The following is a 19,416-nucleotide window of genomic DNA, read 5'->3' as shown; positions in this document are numbered from 1 at the left end:
ACACACCGGTATCCGCCTTGTATTTTAACACACTTTATTATTTGCCGCAATCCAGTGTATCATCCATTACCTATGATAATGCACCATCTTCCTCTTCCCATAATAATATGCGGTTTAATTTACGTTTGTCTTCACAATAACTCCTTCTATTTCATAATATCTGGCAAGTCCCCTGTTCTTCCAATCCTGGGCATCTTCCGTAATATCATCGAAATACAATAGCTTGGGCTGTGCCGGTAACGGCTCCACTTCCAAAATACCTCGGCTGCCGTTGTTGTATATTTCTGTCCTCTCCCTAAGCACTTCCCCATACGCTTTCGCACTGCCATTGGAAAGGTCTGTTATTGCTGAAGTAAAGGTAAAATAGTGAGGCTCCGGTATAACCGTTAATACCGATGCAAATGCAAAAAAGAAAAGACAGCTTAACAGACACCATATGGAGGTTAACGAAAACCTGCTGTCGGAAACTTCTGCCTCCGCTTTCTCTCCCATCTTACCTATATGTTTCCTCGCCCATCCCGTAACATACCCTACCGACAAGGAAAGGACAAGAACATACATCAGATACATCAGCGCCTGCAGCCTCCCGGCTTCTATATTGCCAACAGCGAATAGGGGCGGCGTTATGATCGCCGACACAAGGCAAAACCCGAATAGTACCGCTGCCGCCGGATAAGGAAATGTAAACACTACCCTTCCTGCCATATGCCAGAAGAGAGGAATCAGCATAAGAATCATTAAAATAACAGGCCATCCCGTCCATTCCCCCATCGCATAATCAAGGCAGTAATAAAAGGAAACGAACACCGCTTTTACCGGGTTCATACCCGCTATGCCTCCTGCCCGCACCCAATTCCCGGGAGCCGCTATATTCAAAAGAAAGCCCAAGAAAAATAAGCCCATCGGTATTGAAATCGCTTTCTTCGCCTTCCATCCCCTTCGATAAGTGATTAGAATAATTGCTGCTGCCAATACGACCGCCACATTCAGCGCCGTCATCTGATTGCCTCCCCCTGTCAGAAAGCCGAGCACAGAAGCGAGCGTCAGGTCCCACACCCGTTTCTTCCCCTTGTCATAAACAGAGGAAATAAGCGTTCCGAAAAAAAACAAGGACATACCGTGTAATACGATATAATTGACTGCCCCGCAATACCAATAAAGAGCTTCAACCCTTCCGACCATACACTGAATCGAAACGAATAGCACGATGATAGATATACAGTGGCTTATATATTTATCCGCACCAAATCCCTTCACCAGAATTGCCCGAAAAAGATATATCGTAGCGAAGCTTACAATACCTGTCATAATCCATGTCGTTAGAAAATAGAACTGTTCTCCGAATACTCCCGGATGAAGCGCCATTAAAAATATAGATGTAAAATATCCCATCCAATTAATATAATCGTGCCATGCCATCAAGGCAGCCTGCCCGATTACTAAAAACAGGGAATGGGTGTCCACCCACACCTGCCTGCAGGTTGAGCTGATTCCATAGTCATCCGCACTCGGATAATTATACTTGGCTATTAGAAAAAGAGGAATTAAACTGGCCACATACACTACCGTCAGCAAAACGGCGGCAGTTTTAGGCGTAACTGCTTTCTGCAAAATCTCTTCCAGCTTTTTCATATGTAACAACCATGTCTTTCTCATAATTAGTAAACACCTTATGCCTTTCCCCAATACTTTATCCCGGATAATCATTACATGCACCGATTACCATATCCACCTCTTCTTCCGCCATTTCCGGAAACAACGGAAGGGTAACACAATGAGATGCCAGATATTCCGCATTCGGGCAATCCCCTTCCTGATAACCAAGATTTTCGTATGCTTTCTGCAAGTGGCAAGGTACCGGATAATGCTTATTGCATTCTATTTCTTTTTTCTCCATATAAGCGATAAAATCATCCGGTTCATCCACTGTGATCACAAATAAATGAAAGACCGGATGGGTATCTTCCGGGTGCGCCTGCATCGTAATAAGCGAATTCGTAATTTCGCTAAGGTAACGGGCCCCTATTTCCCTTCGCTGCTCCGTCCAAAAAGGCAAATACTTTAAGCTGACACTGAGAACGGCTCCCTGAATTCCTTCCAACCTATAATTATAACCCACCATATTGTGATAATAACGCACTTGACTGCCTTGATTCTTCATCGTGGTAATGGTATCGAAGTATTCTTTTTTACTGCAGGTTACACTACCACCCTCTCCGAAGGCATATAAATTCTTACCCGGATAAAAGCTAAAGCACCCCATCTCTCCCAGGCTGCCGACCAGCTTACCCTTATACTCAGCTCCGTGAGCCTGCGCACAATCTTCCACGACGAATAACTGATATTTATCCGCAATTTCCTTTACCTTGTCAAAATCGAAGGGCTGCCCGTATAAATGTACACCGAGAATCGCCTTTGTCCTCTCGGTTATTTTCTCTTCTATTTTATCCGGATCAATTTCCCACGTATCGCACGTACAGTCTACGAATATTGGCGTCGCACCTGTATAGGTCACTCCCCATGCCGTAGCGATGAAGGTATTGGCCGGAACGATCACTTCATCTCCTGCTCCGATTCCAAGGGCTACCATGGCACAGTGTAAAGCTGAGGTGCCGTTATTAACACCTGCCGCATAAGGCACGTTACAATAAGCCGCAAATTCTCCATCGAACCGGTCCGCATATTTACCGCCCGAAAAAGCCGTTTCCTCACAAACAGCTTCTATTGCCTCTAAATATTCCTTTTTATGCTTCTGATAGTCTCGTGTCAAATCAATTCGCTTTAGCATTCTGCTTCCCCTTCCTCTCCTCCATAAAGGCCTTGTGCAGCTTGTATATCTGCACGAGGTAATTGCGTATCGTCGGAAAAATCTTGACCGTAGTATTGTAATCCTCTTGCCACTCCACCGGCATATCGCAGATGTTCATACCCGCCTTCTCCGCACGAAGCAGAAGCTCTATCGTATAGAACCAACCATTTTCCTTACTGCTTTCGGCCACCAGCTTTTCTGCCGCTTCCTTTCGCAAAAAGGTAAAACCACAAACTGCATCTGTAGCTTTCATATGAAAAATAGTTTTTAATAGAATGACCAATCCTTTGGATGTGATTTTACGATACCACTTCCTGCCGCTTGTCTCCGATTCCTTACTGAATCTCGTGCCATTTACATATTGCAGTGTCGGATCCTTATGAAATAATGCGATTGTTTCTCCGAGATATCTAATATCTGTGGACAGATCAATGTCCATATATCCTACAATTTCACTTTGATTTATTTCAATTCCCTTTCGAAAGGCAACGCCTACTCCCCGTTCTCCCACGCGCACGTAAGATACTTCCGGGTACTTTTTCGCAAGCTCCTTGCCAATCTGCGGTGTCTCGTCCTGGGAACCGTTATCCAGAATCGTCAAACGGTATGGTATGGATACATTTTCCTTCAAATATTCCATCGTCTTCTCAATCCCACCTCGCAGCCGCAGCCGCTCATTCAATACGGGAAACAAAATATGAATGCTTATTGTCTCATTACTCACCGTTTTACCACCTTTTCTATATCTGTTACAAGATATCTTTGCTGTCTGAAAATCAGATTCAAAATAACCGATAAATACTTCAATATGATTGTAAGCAATGTGAATACTCCAAAAAAGCCAAAGGCTAGAAAACTCATCGTGGATAACCATCCCTCTGCTGTCTGATGCGCATTCAAAATGTCAAATATAATGTAAATTCCCATACCAACAGTAAGAAACAGGAAGATGCCACTGATAATAGCGGATACTCGCTCTAACACATTGGTAAAATAAATAAAGGAATCGAGCGCCAGAGATGTCCTTTCCGAAGCTACTTTCTTATTTCGGATTCTTGCATCCGCATCCGCACTTTCATAATGGATTGTCTCCGTCTGCAGTCCGCAGTTCATATATACAGCCTTACGATATGGTATATATTGCCCCATGGATTTAATTCTATTAATCGCCCTTCTGGAAACAATCCGGAAGGTTTCCGGGCCAATTTTTCCTTTACTTCTGCTTGTCTTATTATACAACGAATAAAATAACCGGGACGTCAGATGCATTTTTCCTTTGCTGCTTGCTGCCACAATATCATTACCCTCTAACAACTTTTCATAAACTTGAAAGAGCATTTCCGGCTTATAATCCACAAAGATATCATCAAATTCATAAACGAAATCCCCGATAGCAATATCTCTGCCCGCATTCATGGCACTTTCCAATCCCTGGAAAAAGCTCATATGAATAATATTGACCATAGAGCGTATCTGCTTTTGTTCCAAATATTCTTTTAGACGTTCTATCGTGCCATCCTGACAGCCATCATTCACACAAACAATTTCAAACGCCTCAAACCGCTCTTCGCATAAAGGAAGGACAGTATCCAAAAAACGTACCACATATTCCTCCACATTATGAAGATAAACTACCAAAGATATAAACTTCTTTTCTTTCCCACTGTTATGCATAATAATACCTTGTCCGCAAGCGGCCAAAATATATTTTTTGCACACTCGCTTTGCTCGGCGCAGTATAATATTGCTAACATATTATACTTTGCCCGCAAGCGGCCACAGTATGCTTTTTGCACACTCGCTTTGCTCGGCGCAGTATAATACTGCTAAAATATTATACCTTTCCCGGATTAATAGTTACAAATATTCATCCAAATCATAAACCGTATTAATTTTACCGGACAGTACACTGATGAAAGTTGGATGCTCACTTAAGACCCGAATTGATGTAGGCCTTGAATCGTCTACCTCAGAGGATTTCAATATTGGCTTCATAGAATATAGGGATTCCACATAGGAATAAGCATACTCTTCCTTCATATACTTGTCCGCCAGATGTGACATGTAGGTCCAGGCCGATTCCGGCTTATGAGGGCAGTCATTGCAATTCCCAAGATTTCTTTCGCTGCAGTCCATTCCTTCCTGACATTGGAAAGCGGGCATGATATTATGGGAAGTCACATGTGGTGTAAAGGTTACTGAAGTAAGGGAATGAAGCCCTGTTTTTCCAAAGGGCATAATGGAGAAGAAGGGACCATCCATCACTGTAATCCCTATTTCTTCCAACGCCTGAGAAGGCTTGCACAAAATAAGCTCACATAGTTCATATTTAATCTTGAAGAACTCCTTCTCTATCCCCTCCACTTTATCAATTATCTGATTGACGGAAGCATAGGTAGAATTCAAAACAAAGGGAGCCTCTAAAAGACTTCCATCCGACAGGAATATCTCAAACAGGCTTTCCCTTTTTATTATCTTTTCTATTCTAACTCCGTATTGTATCGTAACAAGAGGATTCCCTTCCAGCCTTTCCTCATAGTATCGCTTCAGAACCTGAGCATCATAAGTATATTCCTCTGTCAGAAAAGCGCCATCGCACATACCCGGCTTAAAATACCGGGAAACCGCTACTTCATCACAACGAATATCCGCCGCCTTACAAAATTCCATAAACTGAGCTGCATTCGTCCAGGAAAAACGGTCTGAAGTGGCATACACTTGCTGAAATCTATCATGGATACAAAAACCAAAATCCTCTTCAAAACGCCTGAAATATCCGGCTGACTTAATCGCTGTCGTCAAACTTCTCGGATAATGATACCCCATATGTACCCTTGCCTGATTAATATAGGTCGCTCTTGCAAAGGGCGCATTATCGTATTCCAGCACAAGAACCCGTTCCCCCTTGTTGCTGCTGTATCTGGCAGCATACAGGCCATACAATCCGGCTCCTATAATAATCTTGTCGTATTTCTCAGACATAATTTCCCCCACCTGATTACTATTCACAGCTTCGCCGTGAACAGCAACAGCGATCTTATAACAACTTTTAAATCTTCACTTATCTTTCCACGTATTCTTACGGTCAGTGCAGTAAATGCGTAGACCTGCTGAATAGTTACCGGAGAATTATACCTTAGCCGCAAGCGGCCGCGGTATGCTTTTTGCACACTCGCTTTGCTCGGCGCAGTACAATATTGTTAAGATATTATACATTATTTTCCATCAGTTGTCCAACCGGAAATAGACACAGGATTCCGGGGGTAATGTTATTAAGTAACAGTTCAGACAGGTCTGCGCATTTGCTGCGCTGACCGTAAGAAAACGTAAATGCTGCTGGCAAAAATCCCATCGCCGTAGGCGATTCTCATGGATTTTTGCATGTAACAGTGAAGGTATCTGAACTGTTACGTTATTAATTATTTCTTGTGGCCTCGAATTCAAGAATAATCTTGGAAAGCTTATCTGCATATTTCCTTCTTCCTTTTTCCGACAAGTGAATACCGTCTTCTAAATATTCATCCGCCGTATAGGCATCTAAACCAATTCCATTATAGGTATCCAGAAATAAGGTGTTCTCGTCGGCTGAAACATTGCCGCAAACGCGATAATAAGATACCAACGTGCCTCCACCATTATTTACCATATTACCATCGCCCAGATAAGAACCGTCCTTACCCCAGAATTGCGCATAGTTAGGGGAGCACAATACGATTTCCGCTTCAGGAAAATTACTGCGAAGAGTACTGATCGCAATTCTTAGCGCACCTACATACGTATATTCCTGATTTACACTGGAATCATTGTTCATAGGAATAGCGCTGAGAAAATCATTCATACCATATCCGATCACGAAGTAATCTGTCTTGCTGAAATCACAGGTGGCGAACACTTCTCCTGCCCGATACCCATCCAAAATCCCTGCATCGATATTACCGCTGATCGCATGCACGACCCCCTGCAATGAACGGGAGGTCCACTCTTCATATATGGCACTTTCATAAGTCGATAACGCTGCCGTCGTTCCGCCCATTGCTAAGTTATATACGTCCGCGTCGCAAATCTGCCCAGTCAGGTAAGCAATTCCCGATTCGTTGCGATATCCATCTAAAATGCTGTCACCCAAAAATACAATCTGCAGCCGATTCTCATCGGTATTCTCTGGTACTTCCTCGGTGATAGGCTGTTCTTCTATTTCAGGCTCGCTCAATTCCTCCGGCGGAACCACCACCTCATTTTCCTCGATAGGCAATTCCTCCTGTGCCATTTCATTTTCTTTCTGCATTTCTTCCGTAGCCCTCGGTATCTCCTGTGCCACGACTGCATCCTTAGACGAATTCGCTGCACCTGCGCAGCCCATCGCTAACAGCGCGAATATCAAGAACGAACAAACTATCGCAATATACTTTTTCATATTTCTCCTCATTTTCAAATACTCCTTCCTAATCCCTTTATAGATTAATAAAATTATAGCATGTTTTTTCTTCTGTAAACTTACTCTTTGCATAATTAAGGAAATATTTCCACAGACTTAAAGAAAACTTAATAATTATTTGCTTTAATAGAATTTGATATATTTTGGAAAATAATCTATAATACATTACTATCACCATTCACCGAAAGTCTCGAGGTAATTTATGTTATTTAATTCCATAAGCTTTGCTATTTTTTTACCTATCGTTTTTTTATTATATTGGATATGCCCGGTCAAGTACCGCTATCTTTTTTTGCTGGCGGCCAGCTATTATTTCTACATGAGCCTGGATGTAAAATATATTTTCCTTTTATTATTTACCACTGTACTTTCTTATGGACTGGCCAGATTCTTTCACTTTGCTCAAAATCCGGCCGCTAAGCGATTCGGACTTTGCTCAGGTATTATTTTGTTGATCGGTGTCCTTTTTCTATTTAAATATCTCGATTTTTTCTTCCAAACCATTAATCTTCTCACACAGAACTTTGCCATTTCGATACAGGCTCCTACCTTAAAGTTTATGCTGCCCGTGGGAATTTCATTCTATACATTCCAGACTCTCGGCTATCTTATTGACGTCTATAAAGGAAAATATCCGGCAGAAAAGCATTTCGGTTACTACAGCCTGTTCGTTTCCTTTTTTCCTCAGTTGCTATCCGGCCCTATCGGTAGGGGGGATTCTCTAATTCCTCAGTTCAAGGAAGAGAAAGTCTTTCATCCGGATAAGGCCTCTTATGGCTTGAAGCTTATGGCGGTGGGCTATTTTAAGAAGTTGGTCGTTGCCAACCTGCTCATTTCCAACGTGGATTCCGTCTATGATAATGTAAACAGTTATATAGGCCTGGTTTATATTATCGTGACCTTGATGTTCGCCATTCAGATTTACTGCGACTTTTCCGGTTATACGGATATCGCCATAGGGACTGCCATGTTATTTGGTATTGAACTTACACAGAATTTCAAAAGTCCTTATTATTCGCGCAACATAAAAGAATTCTGGAGCCGTTGGCATATCTCTCTTTCCACTTGGTTCAGGGACTACTTATATATCCCTCTTGGCGGCAATAGAGTCGGTCGTTTTCGTCATGCGCTTAATCTAATGATTACCTTCCTCATTAGCGGTCTCTGGCATGGTGCCGGACTGAATTACCTTATTTGGGGCGGACTTCATGGATTTTACCAGATTTTCACCCCCAAGAGAACTAAGGCAACTAAGGGATTTTTTAGCTTTCTATCAATCATCTTCACCTTCTTTCTCGTATGTTTTGCCTGGGTTTTCTTCCGGGCGAACAGCTTAGAGGATGCGTGGCGGATGATCAGTTTAAGCTTCCATCAAATAGGCAACCCCACCGAATATTTAAAGACTGCCGTCATCTGCCTGGATATGAGCTATACGCATATGATTTATCTCTGTATTCCTGTAATTTTACTCGCTCTTTACGACTACGCTTCTTTGAAGGTGGATGTCATCGCTTATCTATCCTCACAGAAAATCTGGGTGCGCTATCCGGTCTATATTTTATTTTTATTATTTATCCTATTATTTTCAGAGAAAGGGGTATCGACTGAATTTTATTACTTTCAGTTCTGATAGGAGCAAAATATGAAATCTTATCTAAAATTTATTATGAAATTTATTATTGTAGGAAGTATTTCTCTTCTTCTTTTATTTTTTCTGAATTCCCGCTATCAGAAGGTGATGGAAGACCCCTACGCAGATACCCATAAATTCGACTTTATGGATTCCATCTATAACAATATTCAAATTGCCAATGTTGGAAGTTCTCATGGAGAATATGCTTTTTATTATGAGGGACTAACGAAGCAAGATGGTTATGAATGCTTTAATTTGGCTATGGCAAGCCAGACTTACAATTATGATCTGGCTATCCTCTCTATGTATCGCGACCATTTCGCCGATGACAGCCTCCTATTTATTCCCATCTCTTATTTTTCCTTCAACAATGAAGTAGTAAATGAGGCAGAACGGCAATCCTTAAGTGCGAAATATTACACCTTCCTTTCTCCGAAATATGTCCCCGGATACGATCCCTATGTGGATTTGGTAACCCATATTCTTCCCATTCTATCGGCAGGAGAGGACATTGTGAAAATAATTCCGTCTTTCTCATTAAAAGTATTAGCAGCAGAAGGCACCATCCCTTCTCCTGAAGAATTCTATGAAAAAGCGCAAAGGCGTTATGAGAGACATATACAAAATAAAGAGGAGTATTTTATGCCGGAGCGCATCGAGAATCTTTATGGGATTCTGGACTTCTGTGCGGACAACAATATCACGCCTGTCTTAATTACTACGCCATATACTTCCCTTTATAGCGACATGGTTTCCGAAGAATTTAAGGCTCAGTTTTACGATACCATCGCTAAGATTTCAGAAGAAACAGGCACCTCCTATTACGATTATTCGAAGGATGAACGCTTCTGCGAGAATTTGGAATATTTCTCCGATGCAGACCATCTGAATACAGAAGGTTCCATTGTATTTATGGATATAATAAAAGAAGAAATCCCCGAATACCGGGAATTCCTTCAAAACAATGCACCTATTCACAATGGAGATCCTAATTGGGAACCGCCATTTTAGCTGCCCATAACTTTTATTGCTTCACGTAACTTGTTCTGCACCTCACAGTTACTGCTTCTCAATAATAATGTCGGAAATTATCATATCACCGCCGCCGATATTCCATAGAGCAAATTCCAAACCCGAAGCATATTCTGCAAGCTCCACCTCATACACTACCCGGCTTTCTTCTATGACTGCGTTTAGCGGCTCTAGATTAACATCACCTCCATGATAGTAACATTTAATATCTACAGCACTGAAACCACTTCCGGTCACTGTCACCTTATACCGGCCCGGCTGCGCACTCAGATAAGGGCCGTATGTATTTCCATAAGGATGGATTTGCCACTTTCCATCCACTATCTCTCCATTATTCATGAACTGCCCGGCTGCAAGATCATAACGATATGTAGTAAGTTCCTCCTCCGTGAGTGGATTCAAATCACTAAAAGGTGCACTGCAGCCTACAAGCAATCCGTCTATCTCATAATAGTTCATCGAATAATCCAGACATTTCTGTGACTCATTCTTAAAAAAGACGAAAGCCGTATCCGGCGACAGTGCCTCTAACGCCCTATCTCTCGCTACAATTTCCTTGTCTCCCAAAGAACGTGCAAAGTAAAAATTGCTCAAAGTCAGCCCATAATCAGAGGCATAGTCTCCGAAAGAAAATAATAACTTTCTATTACTTACCATATCCGATACGAAACAAATATGACGGACCTGCGTCTCCCTGGCAATTCTTCCCCATTCTTCTGATGGAAGCAGTGTCTGATAGTTCTCCTTACGATCATATATCTGATTCTTCTGTACAAGCGCTCCCTTAATATCGGTAAACTGTAACAAAAGACAAAAAGCTAACAGCATTCCTTTCACGCGCCTGCCTATTACTTCTGCATCCATACAGATGGCACCCAACACGAGAAGATAGACCATCGGCCAAATGAGACGCCCTGTGGCACGAAACACACTCCAGAGCCTATAAATCATTCCCGGCAACGGCACCTCACATAAGACCTTATCGCTATACATTACGATATTGGAAGCTGATATAATAAGGGTGACGACAATAATAAATACATAGGAAATCTCCTTAATATGTTTCCTTCCCCACTCAGGCAGCGATAGCTTACTCCAACGAATATTTCCCAACCAAGCTGGAACCGCTACTATAAGCAGCAGCAAAACCCCCAGCCCCAAATAACCAAAGCCTTCATATTGGCTATCTGTATACGGCATATCCTTAATATAGTCCGACCATCCATGGGGATTATAGAATCCATTTAGATTAAAACTATAATAACCAACGCCATCGTTTCCAGCCTTCATCCCGGAACCAAAACCACCTAGGAGGAAAATAGCCGTTGCCGCCGCACCGACAAAAGAAAGAAGGGGTAGGAATACCTTCATCCCTTTTTCCCCTTTAACTGCGTCCACTAATAAGAAGCCGAGCAGAACAACACCGCACATGGGAAGAAAATAAATATGAATACTGCCGCATAAAGCGCCGAGAATCCCCCAGCCAATCACTGCATATTTCGTCTTCCTAAACACTTCTTCATAATATACGAGAAACAAAAGCGCCATTAGGCAAAGAAAGTGGGCGGCCAAAGAAGTCATCCAATACATCCTGTCGATAAATACAGGACTTAACACGAAAAAGATTCCGCCAATAAATGTCAAAAGATCACTCTTTACATATTTCTTCACAAGAAGCGCTCCAAACCCTCCTTGCAGCATAAAGCACAGCAATCCGAACCATCCGAAATATTGGAATTCAGTTGGAAGTAAAAAGCGAAGAACCTTAAAAAACAGTGCAAATAATGGAATAGAATCCGTAAAAATTATGGAAGTCGCATTCGGATAAGCTATCGTATCTATTAAACCGAGGGGAAAACGCCACGGCGCATGCCTGAAAAACTTCCAGCCCAGATAATGCTGTGTTAAATCCCCGTCTTCGCTCGTCAAAAGCCAATCCGTATAGGTCGGATTTAATATATGTACTCCATAGATCCAAAGGAAGATAAGTGCTCCAGATAAGGCACAAATCCAAATGGTCTTATATGTTAAAATACTTTTTTTAATACCATCTATTTTTTCTTTCATTTCCGTTTCCCCTTGCCTATTTTCTTATCGCACGAAGTGGTATTATATTACAAAGCCGCCGTGCTCGGTGCAGACGGCGAATTGACCGCCGTCTAGTAATATTAAGGTTACTGTTCACACCATGGCCTATCACTTCGCTGATAGGTCATGAGCCAGTACACTGAAACAGCCAAAAGCCTGCCCTCAGCGAAGGCGACTTAAGATGGGCAGGCGAAGTTACTATTTCCAGGCTTGCCTGTGAACAGTAACATATTAATATATCCCGCCTTTAAAGTCAAAGCATTTAAAATTGTAAAACAAAAGAATATATGTTACAGTAAATTTGATGTAGGGTCTCAAATTTTACATATCAGAGGTGTTATATGAGAAGCGATTTAATAAAAAAAGAAAATATTATCTATAAGTTTCGAAGGGAAGCCGGCATTTTCTGCCTCCTTTTCTTCTCCTTTCTCCATCAGGTGCCTGCATCCCTTCACGATTGGAACAGCAGCTGGTATGCGATGAACTATTCCCTCGGCTTCGATTCCAGATTATTCATCGGCTCCTTGCTCAGTCTGTTCTATCCACAATACTTACCCGCTGAGAGTGCTTACCGTTTTGTTTTCTTTTCCACCCTCTTATTTCTACTGCTCTTATCACTCGTATTCGGATACGCTTTGCGCCAAACGGAGTCTCACCCTGCCGGAACAGGGTTGCTTCTTTTGGTCGTTTTCTATCTGATAAGCCCTGGCTCCCCTTCTTATCTTTGGGCTACAGAGAATATGGGGCGTTTCGACCTTTACCTTATTTTATTGACTGTTCTTGCTGCTTTATTTTATTTCCACATATCCTCCCCCAACATTCGACTAATTTCCTTTACCCTCATCGGGTTAATAGCCATTGCTATTCATCAGGTATTTATATTTATCTTCTTTCCCTTACTCTTCGTCATGTTCTTAGATACCATGACAGAGAACAAAAGAGTGATTCCTTTCCTGTTGGGTACTCTTGGTATGCTTCTTTTATGCTCTGCATTTATATATTTCCAATTTTTCTCTCACTTAAGGGTAGGTTCCTTAGAGGAGCTCGTTGCCTTCTTATCGGGACGCACTGATTTATTAGTGAATGAAACAGCACTTTCTTACGAATATTTTTCTAATATAGAGACTGCCTTTAGTGATCTTATGCTCACCCTGCTTTCAGAAAAGCTGCGATACGGTATTATCACCCTGCTTCTTCTATCTCCCCTCAGCCTTATTTATGGCGGTCTTTGGCGGAATATTATAAAGATATCCGGCAGTCAGAAGGGAAAGTATGTATTGATTTTACTTAGTCAACTCAGCTTTCTTCCTGCATTCTTGCTTACCATTGACTGGGGACGCTGGTTTGGGGCTTTTCTAACGGTTCAGGCTTTGCAAATCATTATTTTGGCAGCAAAAAAGGATGTTGCGGTATTAACAGCACTTGCCAAACTGCAAGACTGTTTCCGCAAACATCCCTATTTCTTCTTAATTACCGGCCTCTGGCTTGCATCATTAAGTAAGTTTCAAGCTACACTTCTGCCCGATGCCCCGGTATTCTTTACTTCTCTCTACCAACTTTATCGCTCACTGTTCACACCCTGAGAGGGCACAGCCAGTGCACAGACCTACTGGATAGTTATGGGATAGTTAAGATTTCTTCTTCCCATTCTGTCCGAGGTATTGCTGTAATACTATCCACCTCATAATAAGTAGCATATGCTACATTCACCCAATATGCGCTGTCTTCACTCAACTCTGAATTATAGGCATCGCTGTATTTCGTCTCAAATGCCGGGCGTAAGAGAGGAACCGTAATATCCATAATTCCTGCTGCTTTCTGTTCTTCTATATAAGCAAATCTCTCACTACTTTCCCGATAAATTCTCATTAGATTCGCCCCGCTCTCCATGTAAGTGAAGAAAAAGGAAAGGGCGAAAATAGCAGTCGTACTGATTTTTAGAGCCTTCAAGTACAAATCCTTATCCGATACATCTGAAATCCCCTGAATACAGCCGACCATCAAGAATATCCCTGCGCCGAAATATGCCCGTGCCACCGGTTCCGGTGTCAATACTAGGGCATAACAGGTCGCTATGAATATAAAAAGATATATGAGCATATTCCTACTCTTCTTCCACTGTGCCTGCTGAAGCCTTACAATTACAAATACTACAATACAGATGGCAAGAAGAATAAAAAAGTGATTCCTAATAGCGAGGTTGCATTTCAGCCATCTGGATACCATAGCCACAATTCCCGTATGTTCTTCCTCCATAAACTGCTTCCTATTGGCATTGCCCGGAGCCAAGGTCATGAAAAGGAAGCCGATGGCATTGCCTGCTATCCCGCTCACCATCCATAAGCGTATCTTTTTATGCTCCCATGCATAGAATCCCATCCATATAAGGATCAGTAAAATTCCGCCTCCGGATGTATTCTCATTACACCATCCGGCAAGAATCCCCAATAGAAATAGGCCAATGGCAGGCGCTACCTGCCGATTTCCCCTGTAATTCCTTTTCAGACAGTAGCGGAAGGCGGAAATATAGCCCATGATAATTGTACTTCCCCACAAGTAATTACAGGCTCCCGTTTCCCATAACACGGTCTGGGCAAAGGATACGGAAAAGGTCCAAAGGAATAGATTAATCAACAGGTAGATAAAAATATCGTATTTCTTCTTATTTTCGATATTGTAATACATAAAAAGGGTGAGAGCGGTAAACACCAAACTGTTGCATATATTAAACAGCCATTTATCGCCCATAAGAAAGCTTCTCAGAATCATATGACTGACACTTCTTCCCGTCCATGTGGCGTATTGATGCCTTTCCTGCCGGATCAAGTCCAAAAAGGAATTAGCTCCTGCCACAATTTTGCCATAAGATAAATCATCGGTCATAGCTGGTGTGAACACATTGTAGATTAGAATCATGAAAAAAGAAATTATCACCATACCGATAAACACTATGCGGCGGAATTTCTCATTTTTTACATCCAATGTTATCTTGTTCATTCTATTTTTCCGTCCCTTTCCATCAGCTCATCCGCCAGCTCCATAGCCAGTTCCGCCACCGCATCGGAATTATAATGTTCATGCTCGCCCCATCTGCCAAGAGCATAGACCTTCATTCCTTTAGAAAACCTTAGAAGACCTTCCATGATCTCAGGTTTCTCAATTGTATTTAAAGGATAAGCATACTCGTTCATATATCGAAAACCGCTCCCTGATTCCTTCACTCTATCCTTATTCGTCTCCGTCCAATATCCCTTGGAACCCGGACAGAAATTATGACGCACCAATATTCTATGATAAGGGATTTGTCTCTGCGGATAATAAATCCAATGAGCTTGTGTATCCAATTGTTCCGGCACATATTCTATCTGTATAGAGCTGTATTTCAACCTGCCGATATCCGTTTTCATCGCCTCCGGCAGCCCTTCTATATAGTTGAATTCCATCCACGGGATAGTCGTAATGATCATCTCCGCTTCGTAGCGCTTCCCGTCCGTACAAGTCACTAGCTTTTTTTCCATATCCAAGGCACTTACCGCTGCTTTCGTTATGAGCTTGTCCCCAAGGGCTCTTCGCATCCGAAGCCACAATTCGCCATATCCGTACTTCTTAGGATAATAGAACTGTGCATGCCCTGGTTGACTGCCATAGGCTTGTCTCTTCTCACAACTTAGCTTCGTTTCTTCATAGGATACGTTGGGCAGCTTCTCCAGCCAATAGGTTCCTAACGCATTCAAGTCCTTCCCGAACATTTTCTCGTTATAGGGAAGCATATAGTCTTCTGCTATTTTTTTACCTAGTTTCCAGGAAATCCAATCAACGAACTCTTTCGGTTTCGCCTCTCCCTGGTTGCAGCCGGCCTGTTCAATGGAGCTCAAATATTCTTGTTGCTTCTCAGGGCGCATCTCCCATATATTAGCTTCAAAAGGATGGTGGATATAACCTCCATCGAAGGAAATTCTGGAATCCCTCTCGTAACTATCCCATTCCTCCTCCGGCATGAAGCCGAATAAGAATTCAACAACCTCCGGCCTTCTCACATCGAGAAAATGTCCGCCTCCAATATCGAGAGGAGAGCCATCCACTTCTTCACTCCGGCATAACCCTCCGGCCTTCTCTTCCTTTTCCAATACGAGAAAAGAGGTCTCACCCTTTTGCTGTAAACGATTCGCGAAGGTAAGCCCTGCGGGTCCTGCACCTAATATCAAATACTTTACTTTTCCCATTCTTCTTAGTCTCTCCTATATATCTTCATTTTCGATCGCTGCCTTCTTCCTGAAGACAAAGAACTTCTGACCTAAAAAGTTGAAAACAATAAACATTCCCATTCCTATAACAATCGCTATATTTTCTACGATCACCTGTGAATAATCGCTTAGTACACTCCTTACAAGAGGCCTTGCTATCCCATAAGCGAGAAGATAGCAGACTGCAATATTCAACGAAAACTTTATTACATAAGCAGCACTCTTCTCCTCTACTTGGAACGTCAGCTTCTTATTGGCGAAATAAGAAAAAATACTTCCTATCACATAGGAGGTCGCACTTGCGACCCAATAATTCAAATGCATTACATTATAAAAAAGCATAATGAGAACGAAACCGAGCAGCGTATTGATTACACCTATTATGCCAAAATGCAGCGCTTCATGAAATAACTTTTTCATAGATTATAGTACTCCTTAAACCATTCTGCAAATCGCCCGATACCCTCTTCCATAGAGGTACCCGGCTTAAAGTCAAAGTCTCTTTCCAAATCCGTAATATCCGCATAGGTACGATATACATCACCCGGCTGCATCGGAAGATATTCTTTCTTCGCTTCTATTCCCAGCTTTTTTTCCAGAACAGCAATGAAGTCCATTAACTTTTCAGGGTTGTTATTCCCAATGTTATAAACCTTATAACGAGCTCCCTGTTCATCCTCTACCTGGGGGCTGCATAATAATCGTTCTATTCCTTCCACGATATCATCGATATAGGTAAAATCTCTATACATATCTCCATTGTTATAGATCTGAATCGTCTCCCCCTTCACCATCTTCTTTGCAAACTTATAACAAGCCATATCCGGCCTGCCATAAGGGCCGTACACTGTAAAGAAGCGAAGTCCTGTCACCGGAATACCGTATAGCTTGCTGTATGAATAAGCCATCAATTCATTGGACTTCTTCGTTGCAGCATATAAACTTACCGGATGATCCACCTTATCTTCCGTAGAAAAAGGAATCTTCTTATTACTTCCATATACTGAACTGGAAGAGGCAAAAACCAGATGCTCTACCGGATAATTACGGCAAGCCTCCAATATATGAAAAAAACCTACAATATTCGATTGAATATAGGCATCAGGATTATCAATGCTATATCTGACTCCTGCCTGAGCTGCCAAATTAACTACAACATCCGGCCTTTCTTCTTCAAATATGGAAAAAACCTTTTCTTTATCCGCTAAATCGCATCTTTCAAACGAATAGCGTTCATATTTCTCCAAAATAGAAAGACGTGCTTCCTTTAAGGAAACTTCATAATAATCATTCATATTATCGATGCCGATTACTCTTTCGCCCTTTTCAAGCAGACTTTTGGATAAATGGAAACCGATGAAACCTGCTGCGCCGGTAATCAAATACACTTTATTTTTTTCTGGTGAATTCATAATTCTATTCCTATACTTTCTTTTTCAAGATATTCTTTTTCTTCATAAAACGCACATGCCATGCCGTCTTAAAATATTTAAAATTAGCCCAGAAGGAATTCTGTGATACGCCTTCCGTCCTGGCCGTCCACTTCACAGGAATTTCAATGAACTTTACACCAAGCCTAATAGGCTTTAACGCTGTCTCCAAGAAAAAAGGATGCTTTAACTCTTCCCATGAAATCGATAACATGAGGCTCCTCGGAAAGATACGATAGGCGTATGTAATATCAGTAAGACTCACAAAAAATAAAAGAGCTATCATTCGCTGGAAAATAGCGTTCGCTACCAACTTCACCTTATTGTATCCGTCAAATCCGCCCCCCTTTTTCCATCTTGTTGCCGTTATGATTTTATCAGGGTTCTTCTTTTCCAATCGTATAAACTCACATATCAGATTCGGGTCTGTCTCCAAGTCGGAAGACATCAGCACTACATGAGAACCACTGGCTATTTCAATTCCCTCCTGTACTGCCCCGCCTACAAATGGCTTCTTCTGATGATGTACGGTTACCGGAATCTGGCCGCCATATTTTTGTTTAATCTCTTCTGCTGTCCGGATACAATCATCCGTACTTCTATCACATACTACAATAATAATTTCCGCAAGGTCTTCACTCCGACACGTCTCCATAATCGTATCCACAGTCTGTAGCAACGAATACGTTTCATCCATTGCCGGAAGTATTACCGATAAATCTTTGAATCTTTCCTCCATCACAAGCTCCATATTATCCATTCCTTGTATATTCTATATTCTTCCCATCCAATCATGAAATACGTCGGTTAACGTATCCATAATTCCGTAAGAAGGTACAAATCCTAATCCGCTGATTCTTGTATTATCTCCAAGAAGTAAAGGCTCGTCCGCCGCTCGCATCAGCCCTTCATCAGTAACTACCTTAACCTTCGTTTCCGATATTTCTACTAGCATATTCAAAATATCGGATATCTTATAAGCCTTGCCTGTACATATGTTAATGGGCTCCCCTGGTGTACCTTTATCCAAAAGCAGACGCATAGCAGCCACACCATCTCTGACATCAATAAAATCTCTGGCACTCTCCAAATTACCCACATGAATTTCCGGCTCCATCTTTCCTGTCTTAATTAGGGCAAGCTGCCTTGCAAAATTCTGAATTGCCGTTGCCGGAGGATGTCCCGTTCCCACATGAATGAACATTCTTGGCAAATATACTTTCAATCCATAGTTAGCAAAATATTGATATCCCAACATCTCAGTACCTGCTTTGGACACTCCATAGGGCGTATGAGGCTTCAGCAGACGTTCCTCCACGAGAGGGCAGTCCGACTCCGTAATATCTCCGTACTCCGCACTGGAACAGGCAAGAAGTACCTTTACGTCCTTCTTCTCCATCAGTTCTCTCGCACAATAAAGAACATTCAAAGTCCCCTGATAGTTCGTCATATGTGTGGTATATTCTGCATCCCAGGAAGCTCCATTAAAAGCCTGTGCTGCCATATGAATGATAATATCCGGCTCCAGACGCCTGATATGACGCATCAATGCATCTCTTTCTAAAATATCACAGCGGATCACGGAAGAATCCTGTATAGCCTCATTTCTGCTGGAGGCGGAGAATCTGGCAATCCCCCATACCTCATAACCATCCGCCCGAAAGCTTTCCGCAAAATGTTGTCCCACCATACCAGTAATTCCGGTTATCAATACCCTTTTATTCATTTCCAAACTCTCCTCCATA

16 protein-coding genes are annotated in these 19,416 nt (G+C 42.1%); 3 read left to right on the top strand and 13 right to left on the bottom strand.

What is annotated here, in order from left to right; genetic code table 11:
• Nucleotides 1-114: 114 nt before the first annotated feature.
• The 6 genes from RBB56_RS12810 to RBB56_RS12785 form a co-directional block, all read right to left on the bottom strand.
• Nucleotides 115-1,656 carry a DUF6056 family protein gene (locus tag RBB56_RS12810; protein ID WP_306719361.1) on the bottom strand — a complete coding sequence of 514 codons (1,542 nt, stop codon included), beginning with the start codon at nucleotides 1,654-1,656 and terminating at the stop codon, nucleotides 115-117.
• A gap of 34 nt (nucleotides 1,657-1,690) precedes the next feature.
• Complete coding sequence (locus RBB56_RS12805) at nucleotides 1,691-2,788, bottom strand: DegT/DnrJ/EryC1/StrS family aminotransferase (protein WP_306719360.1); 1,098 nt, start codon at nucleotides 2,786-2,788, stop codon at nucleotides 1,691-1,693.
• The gene (locus RBB56_RS12800; protein WP_306719359.1) at nucleotides 2,772-3,533 is read right to left on the bottom strand and encodes a glycosyltransferase; all 762 of its coding nucleotides are present in this window, start codon (nucleotides 3,531-3,533) and stop codon (nucleotides 2,772-2,774) included. The genes RBB56_RS12805 and RBB56_RS12800 overlap by 17 nt, the downstream gene beginning before the upstream one ends.
• Complete coding sequence (locus tag RBB56_RS12795; RefSeq protein ID WP_306719358.1) at nucleotides 3,530-4,483, bottom strand: glycosyltransferase; 954 nt, start codon at nucleotides 4,481-4,483, stop codon at nucleotides 3,530-3,532. The genes RBB56_RS12800 and RBB56_RS12795 overlap by 4 nt, the downstream gene beginning before the upstream one ends.
• A 183-nt stretch (nucleotides 4,484-4,666) precedes the next feature.
• Nucleotides 4,667-5,791 carry an FAD-dependent oxidoreductase gene (locus tag RBB56_RS12790; protein ID WP_306719357.1) on the bottom strand — a complete coding sequence of 375 codons (1,125 nt, stop codon included), beginning with the start codon at nucleotides 5,789-5,791 and terminating at the stop codon, nucleotides 4,667-4,669.
• A gap of 433 nt (nucleotides 5,792-6,224) precedes the next feature.
• Nucleotides 6,225-7,223, bottom strand: a complete 999-nt coding sequence (locus RBB56_RS12785) for an SGNH/GDSL hydrolase family protein (protein ID WP_306719356.1) — start codon at nucleotides 7,221-7,223, stop codon at nucleotides 6,225-6,227.
• 223 nt (nucleotides 7,224-7,446) lie between these two features.
• Between RBB56_RS12785 and RBB56_RS12780 the strand changes: the two genes are divergently transcribed.
• The gene (locus tag RBB56_RS12780; protein WP_306719354.1) at nucleotides 7,447-8,874 is read left to right on the top strand and encodes an MBOAT family O-acyltransferase; all 1,428 of its coding nucleotides are present in this window, start codon (nucleotides 7,447-7,449) and stop codon (nucleotides 8,872-8,874) included.
• Nucleotides 8,875-8,910: 36 nt separating this feature from the next.
• Nucleotides 8,911-9,888 carry a D-alanyl-lipoteichoic acid biosynthesis protein DltD gene (locus RBB56_RS12775; protein WP_306719353.1) on the top strand — a complete coding sequence of 326 codons (978 nt, stop codon included), beginning with the start codon at nucleotides 8,911-8,913 and terminating at the stop codon, nucleotides 9,886-9,888.
• A 48-nt stretch (nucleotides 9,889-9,936) separates the two neighbouring features.
• On the opposite strand, the gene RBB56_RS12770 is transcribed toward RBB56_RS12775, so the two are convergent.
• A complete protein-coding gene (locus RBB56_RS12770; RefSeq protein WP_306719351.1) occupies nucleotides 9,937-11,976 on the bottom strand; it encodes a DUF6311 domain-containing protein in 2,040 nt (679 codons plus the stop codon).
• 362 nt (nucleotides 11,977-12,338) lie between these two features.
• Here RBB56_RS12770 and RBB56_RS12765 point away from each other — a divergent pair, with 362 nt between their 5' ends.
• Nucleotides 12,339-13,580, top strand: coding sequence for a hypothetical protein (locus RBB56_RS12765; RefSeq protein ID WP_306719349.1), 1,242 nt, complete (start codon nucleotides 12,339-12,341; stop codon nucleotides 13,578-13,580).
• Nucleotides 13,581-13,614: 34 nt separating this feature from the next.
• On the opposite strand, the gene RBB56_RS12760 is transcribed toward RBB56_RS12765, so the two are convergent.
• From RBB56_RS12760 to RBB56_RS12735, 6 genes are read right to left on the bottom strand one after another with little or no spacing between them, the layout of a single operon-like run.
• Entirely contained in the window at nucleotides 13,615-14,994 is a 1,380-nt protein-coding gene (locus tag RBB56_RS12760; RefSeq protein ID WP_306719348.1) for a DUF3329 domain-containing protein, read from the bottom strand.
• Complete coding sequence (locus RBB56_RS12755) at nucleotides 14,991-16,220, bottom strand: protoporphyrinogen/coproporphyrinogen oxidase (RefSeq protein ID WP_306719347.1); 1,230 nt, start codon at nucleotides 16,218-16,220, stop codon at nucleotides 14,991-14,993. Before RBB56_RS12755 ends, RBB56_RS12760 begins: the two co-directional genes overlap by 4 nt.
• A gap of 15 nt (nucleotides 16,221-16,235) precedes the next feature.
• The gene (locus RBB56_RS12750) at nucleotides 16,236-16,661 is read right to left on the bottom strand and encodes a GtrA family protein (RefSeq protein ID WP_306719345.1); all 426 of its coding nucleotides are present in this window, start codon (nucleotides 16,659-16,661) and stop codon (nucleotides 16,236-16,238) included.
• Complete coding sequence (locus RBB56_RS12745) at nucleotides 16,658-17,653, bottom strand: NAD-dependent epimerase (RefSeq protein WP_306719344.1); 996 nt, start codon at nucleotides 17,651-17,653, stop codon at nucleotides 16,658-16,660. The genes RBB56_RS12750 and RBB56_RS12745 overlap by 4 nt, the downstream gene beginning before the upstream one ends.
• A 10-nt stretch (nucleotides 17,654-17,663) precedes the next feature.
• Nucleotides 17,664-18,431, bottom strand: coding sequence for a glycosyltransferase family 2 protein (locus RBB56_RS12740; RefSeq protein ID WP_306719343.1), 768 nt, complete (start codon nucleotides 18,429-18,431; stop codon nucleotides 17,664-17,666).
• 12 nt (nucleotides 18,432-18,443) lie between these two features.
• The gene (locus tag RBB56_RS12735) at nucleotides 18,444-19,397 is read right to left on the bottom strand and encodes a GDP-mannose 4,6-dehydratase (RefSeq protein ID WP_306719342.1); all 954 of its coding nucleotides are present in this window, start codon (nucleotides 19,395-19,397) and stop codon (nucleotides 18,444-18,446) included.
• Nucleotides 19,398-19,416: the final 19 nt, after the last annotated feature.

The sequence above is a fragment of the Kineothrix sp. MB12-C1 genome (assembly GCF_030863805.1).
GTDB lineage: Bacteria > Bacillota > Clostridia > Lachnospirales > Lachnospiraceae > Kineothrix.
Note: the sequence above shows the minus strand (reverse complement) of the source record. Positions and strands in the feature narration are given on the sequence as shown.

What these genes read in the sequence shown, in the direction of transcription:
- RBB56_RS12810 (WP_306719361.1), bottom strand. Translation starts at nt 1,656, where the DNA reads ATGAGAAAGACATGGTTGTTACATATGAAAAAGCTGGAAGAGATTTTG.
- RBB56_RS12805 (WP_306719360.1), bottom strand. Translation starts at nt 2,788, where the DNA reads ATGCTAAAGCGAATTGATTTGACACGAGACTATCAGAAGCATAAAAAG.
- RBB56_RS12795 (WP_306719358.1), bottom strand. Translation starts at nt 4,483, where the DNA reads ATGCATAACAGTGGGAAAGAAAAGAAGTTTATATCTTTGGTAGTTTAT.
- RBB56_RS12790 (WP_306719357.1), bottom strand. Translation starts at nt 5,791, where the DNA reads ATGTCTGAGAAATACGACAAGATTATTATAGGAGCCGGATTGTATGGC.
- RBB56_RS12785 (WP_306719356.1), bottom strand. Translation starts at nt 7,223, where the DNA reads ATGAAAAAGTATATTGCGATAGTTTGTTCGTTCTTGATATTCGCGCTG.
- RBB56_RS12780 (WP_306719354.1), top strand. Translation starts at nt 7,447, where the DNA reads ATGTTATTTAATTCCATAAGCTTTGCTATTTTTTTACCTATCGTTTTT.
- RBB56_RS12775 (WP_306719353.1), top strand. Translation starts at nt 8,911, where the DNA reads ATGAAATTTATTATTGTAGGAAGTATTTCTCTTCTTCTTTTATTTTTT.
- RBB56_RS12770 (WP_306719351.1), bottom strand. Translation starts at nt 11,976, where the DNA reads ATGAAAGAAAAAATAGATGGTATTAAAAAAAGTATTTTAACATATAAG.
- RBB56_RS12765 (WP_306719349.1), top strand. Translation starts at nt 12,339, where the DNA reads ATGAGAAGCGATTTAATAAAAAAAGAAAATATTATCTATAAGTTTCGA.
- RBB56_RS12760 (WP_306719348.1), bottom strand. Translation starts at nt 14,994, where the DNA reads ATGAACAAGATAACATTGGATGTAAAAAATGAGAAATTCCGCCGCATA.
- RBB56_RS12755 (WP_306719347.1), bottom strand. Translation starts at nt 16,220, where the DNA reads ATGGGAAAAGTAAAGTATTTGATATTAGGTGCAGGACCCGCAGGGCTT.
- RBB56_RS12750 (WP_306719345.1), bottom strand. Translation starts at nt 16,661, where the DNA reads ATGAAAAAGTTATTTCATGAAGCGCTGCATTTTGGCATAATAGGTGTA.
- RBB56_RS12745 (WP_306719344.1), bottom strand. Translation starts at nt 17,653, where the DNA reads ATGAATTCACCAGAAAAAAATAAAGTGTATTTGATTACCGGCGCAGCA.
- RBB56_RS12740 (WP_306719343.1), bottom strand. Translation starts at nt 18,431, where the DNA reads ATGGATAATATGGAGCTTGTGATGGAGGAAAGATTCAAAGATTTATCG.
- RBB56_RS12735 (WP_306719342.1), bottom strand. Translation starts at nt 19,397, where the DNA reads ATGAATAAAAGGGTATTGATAACCGGAATTACTGGTATGGTGGGACAA.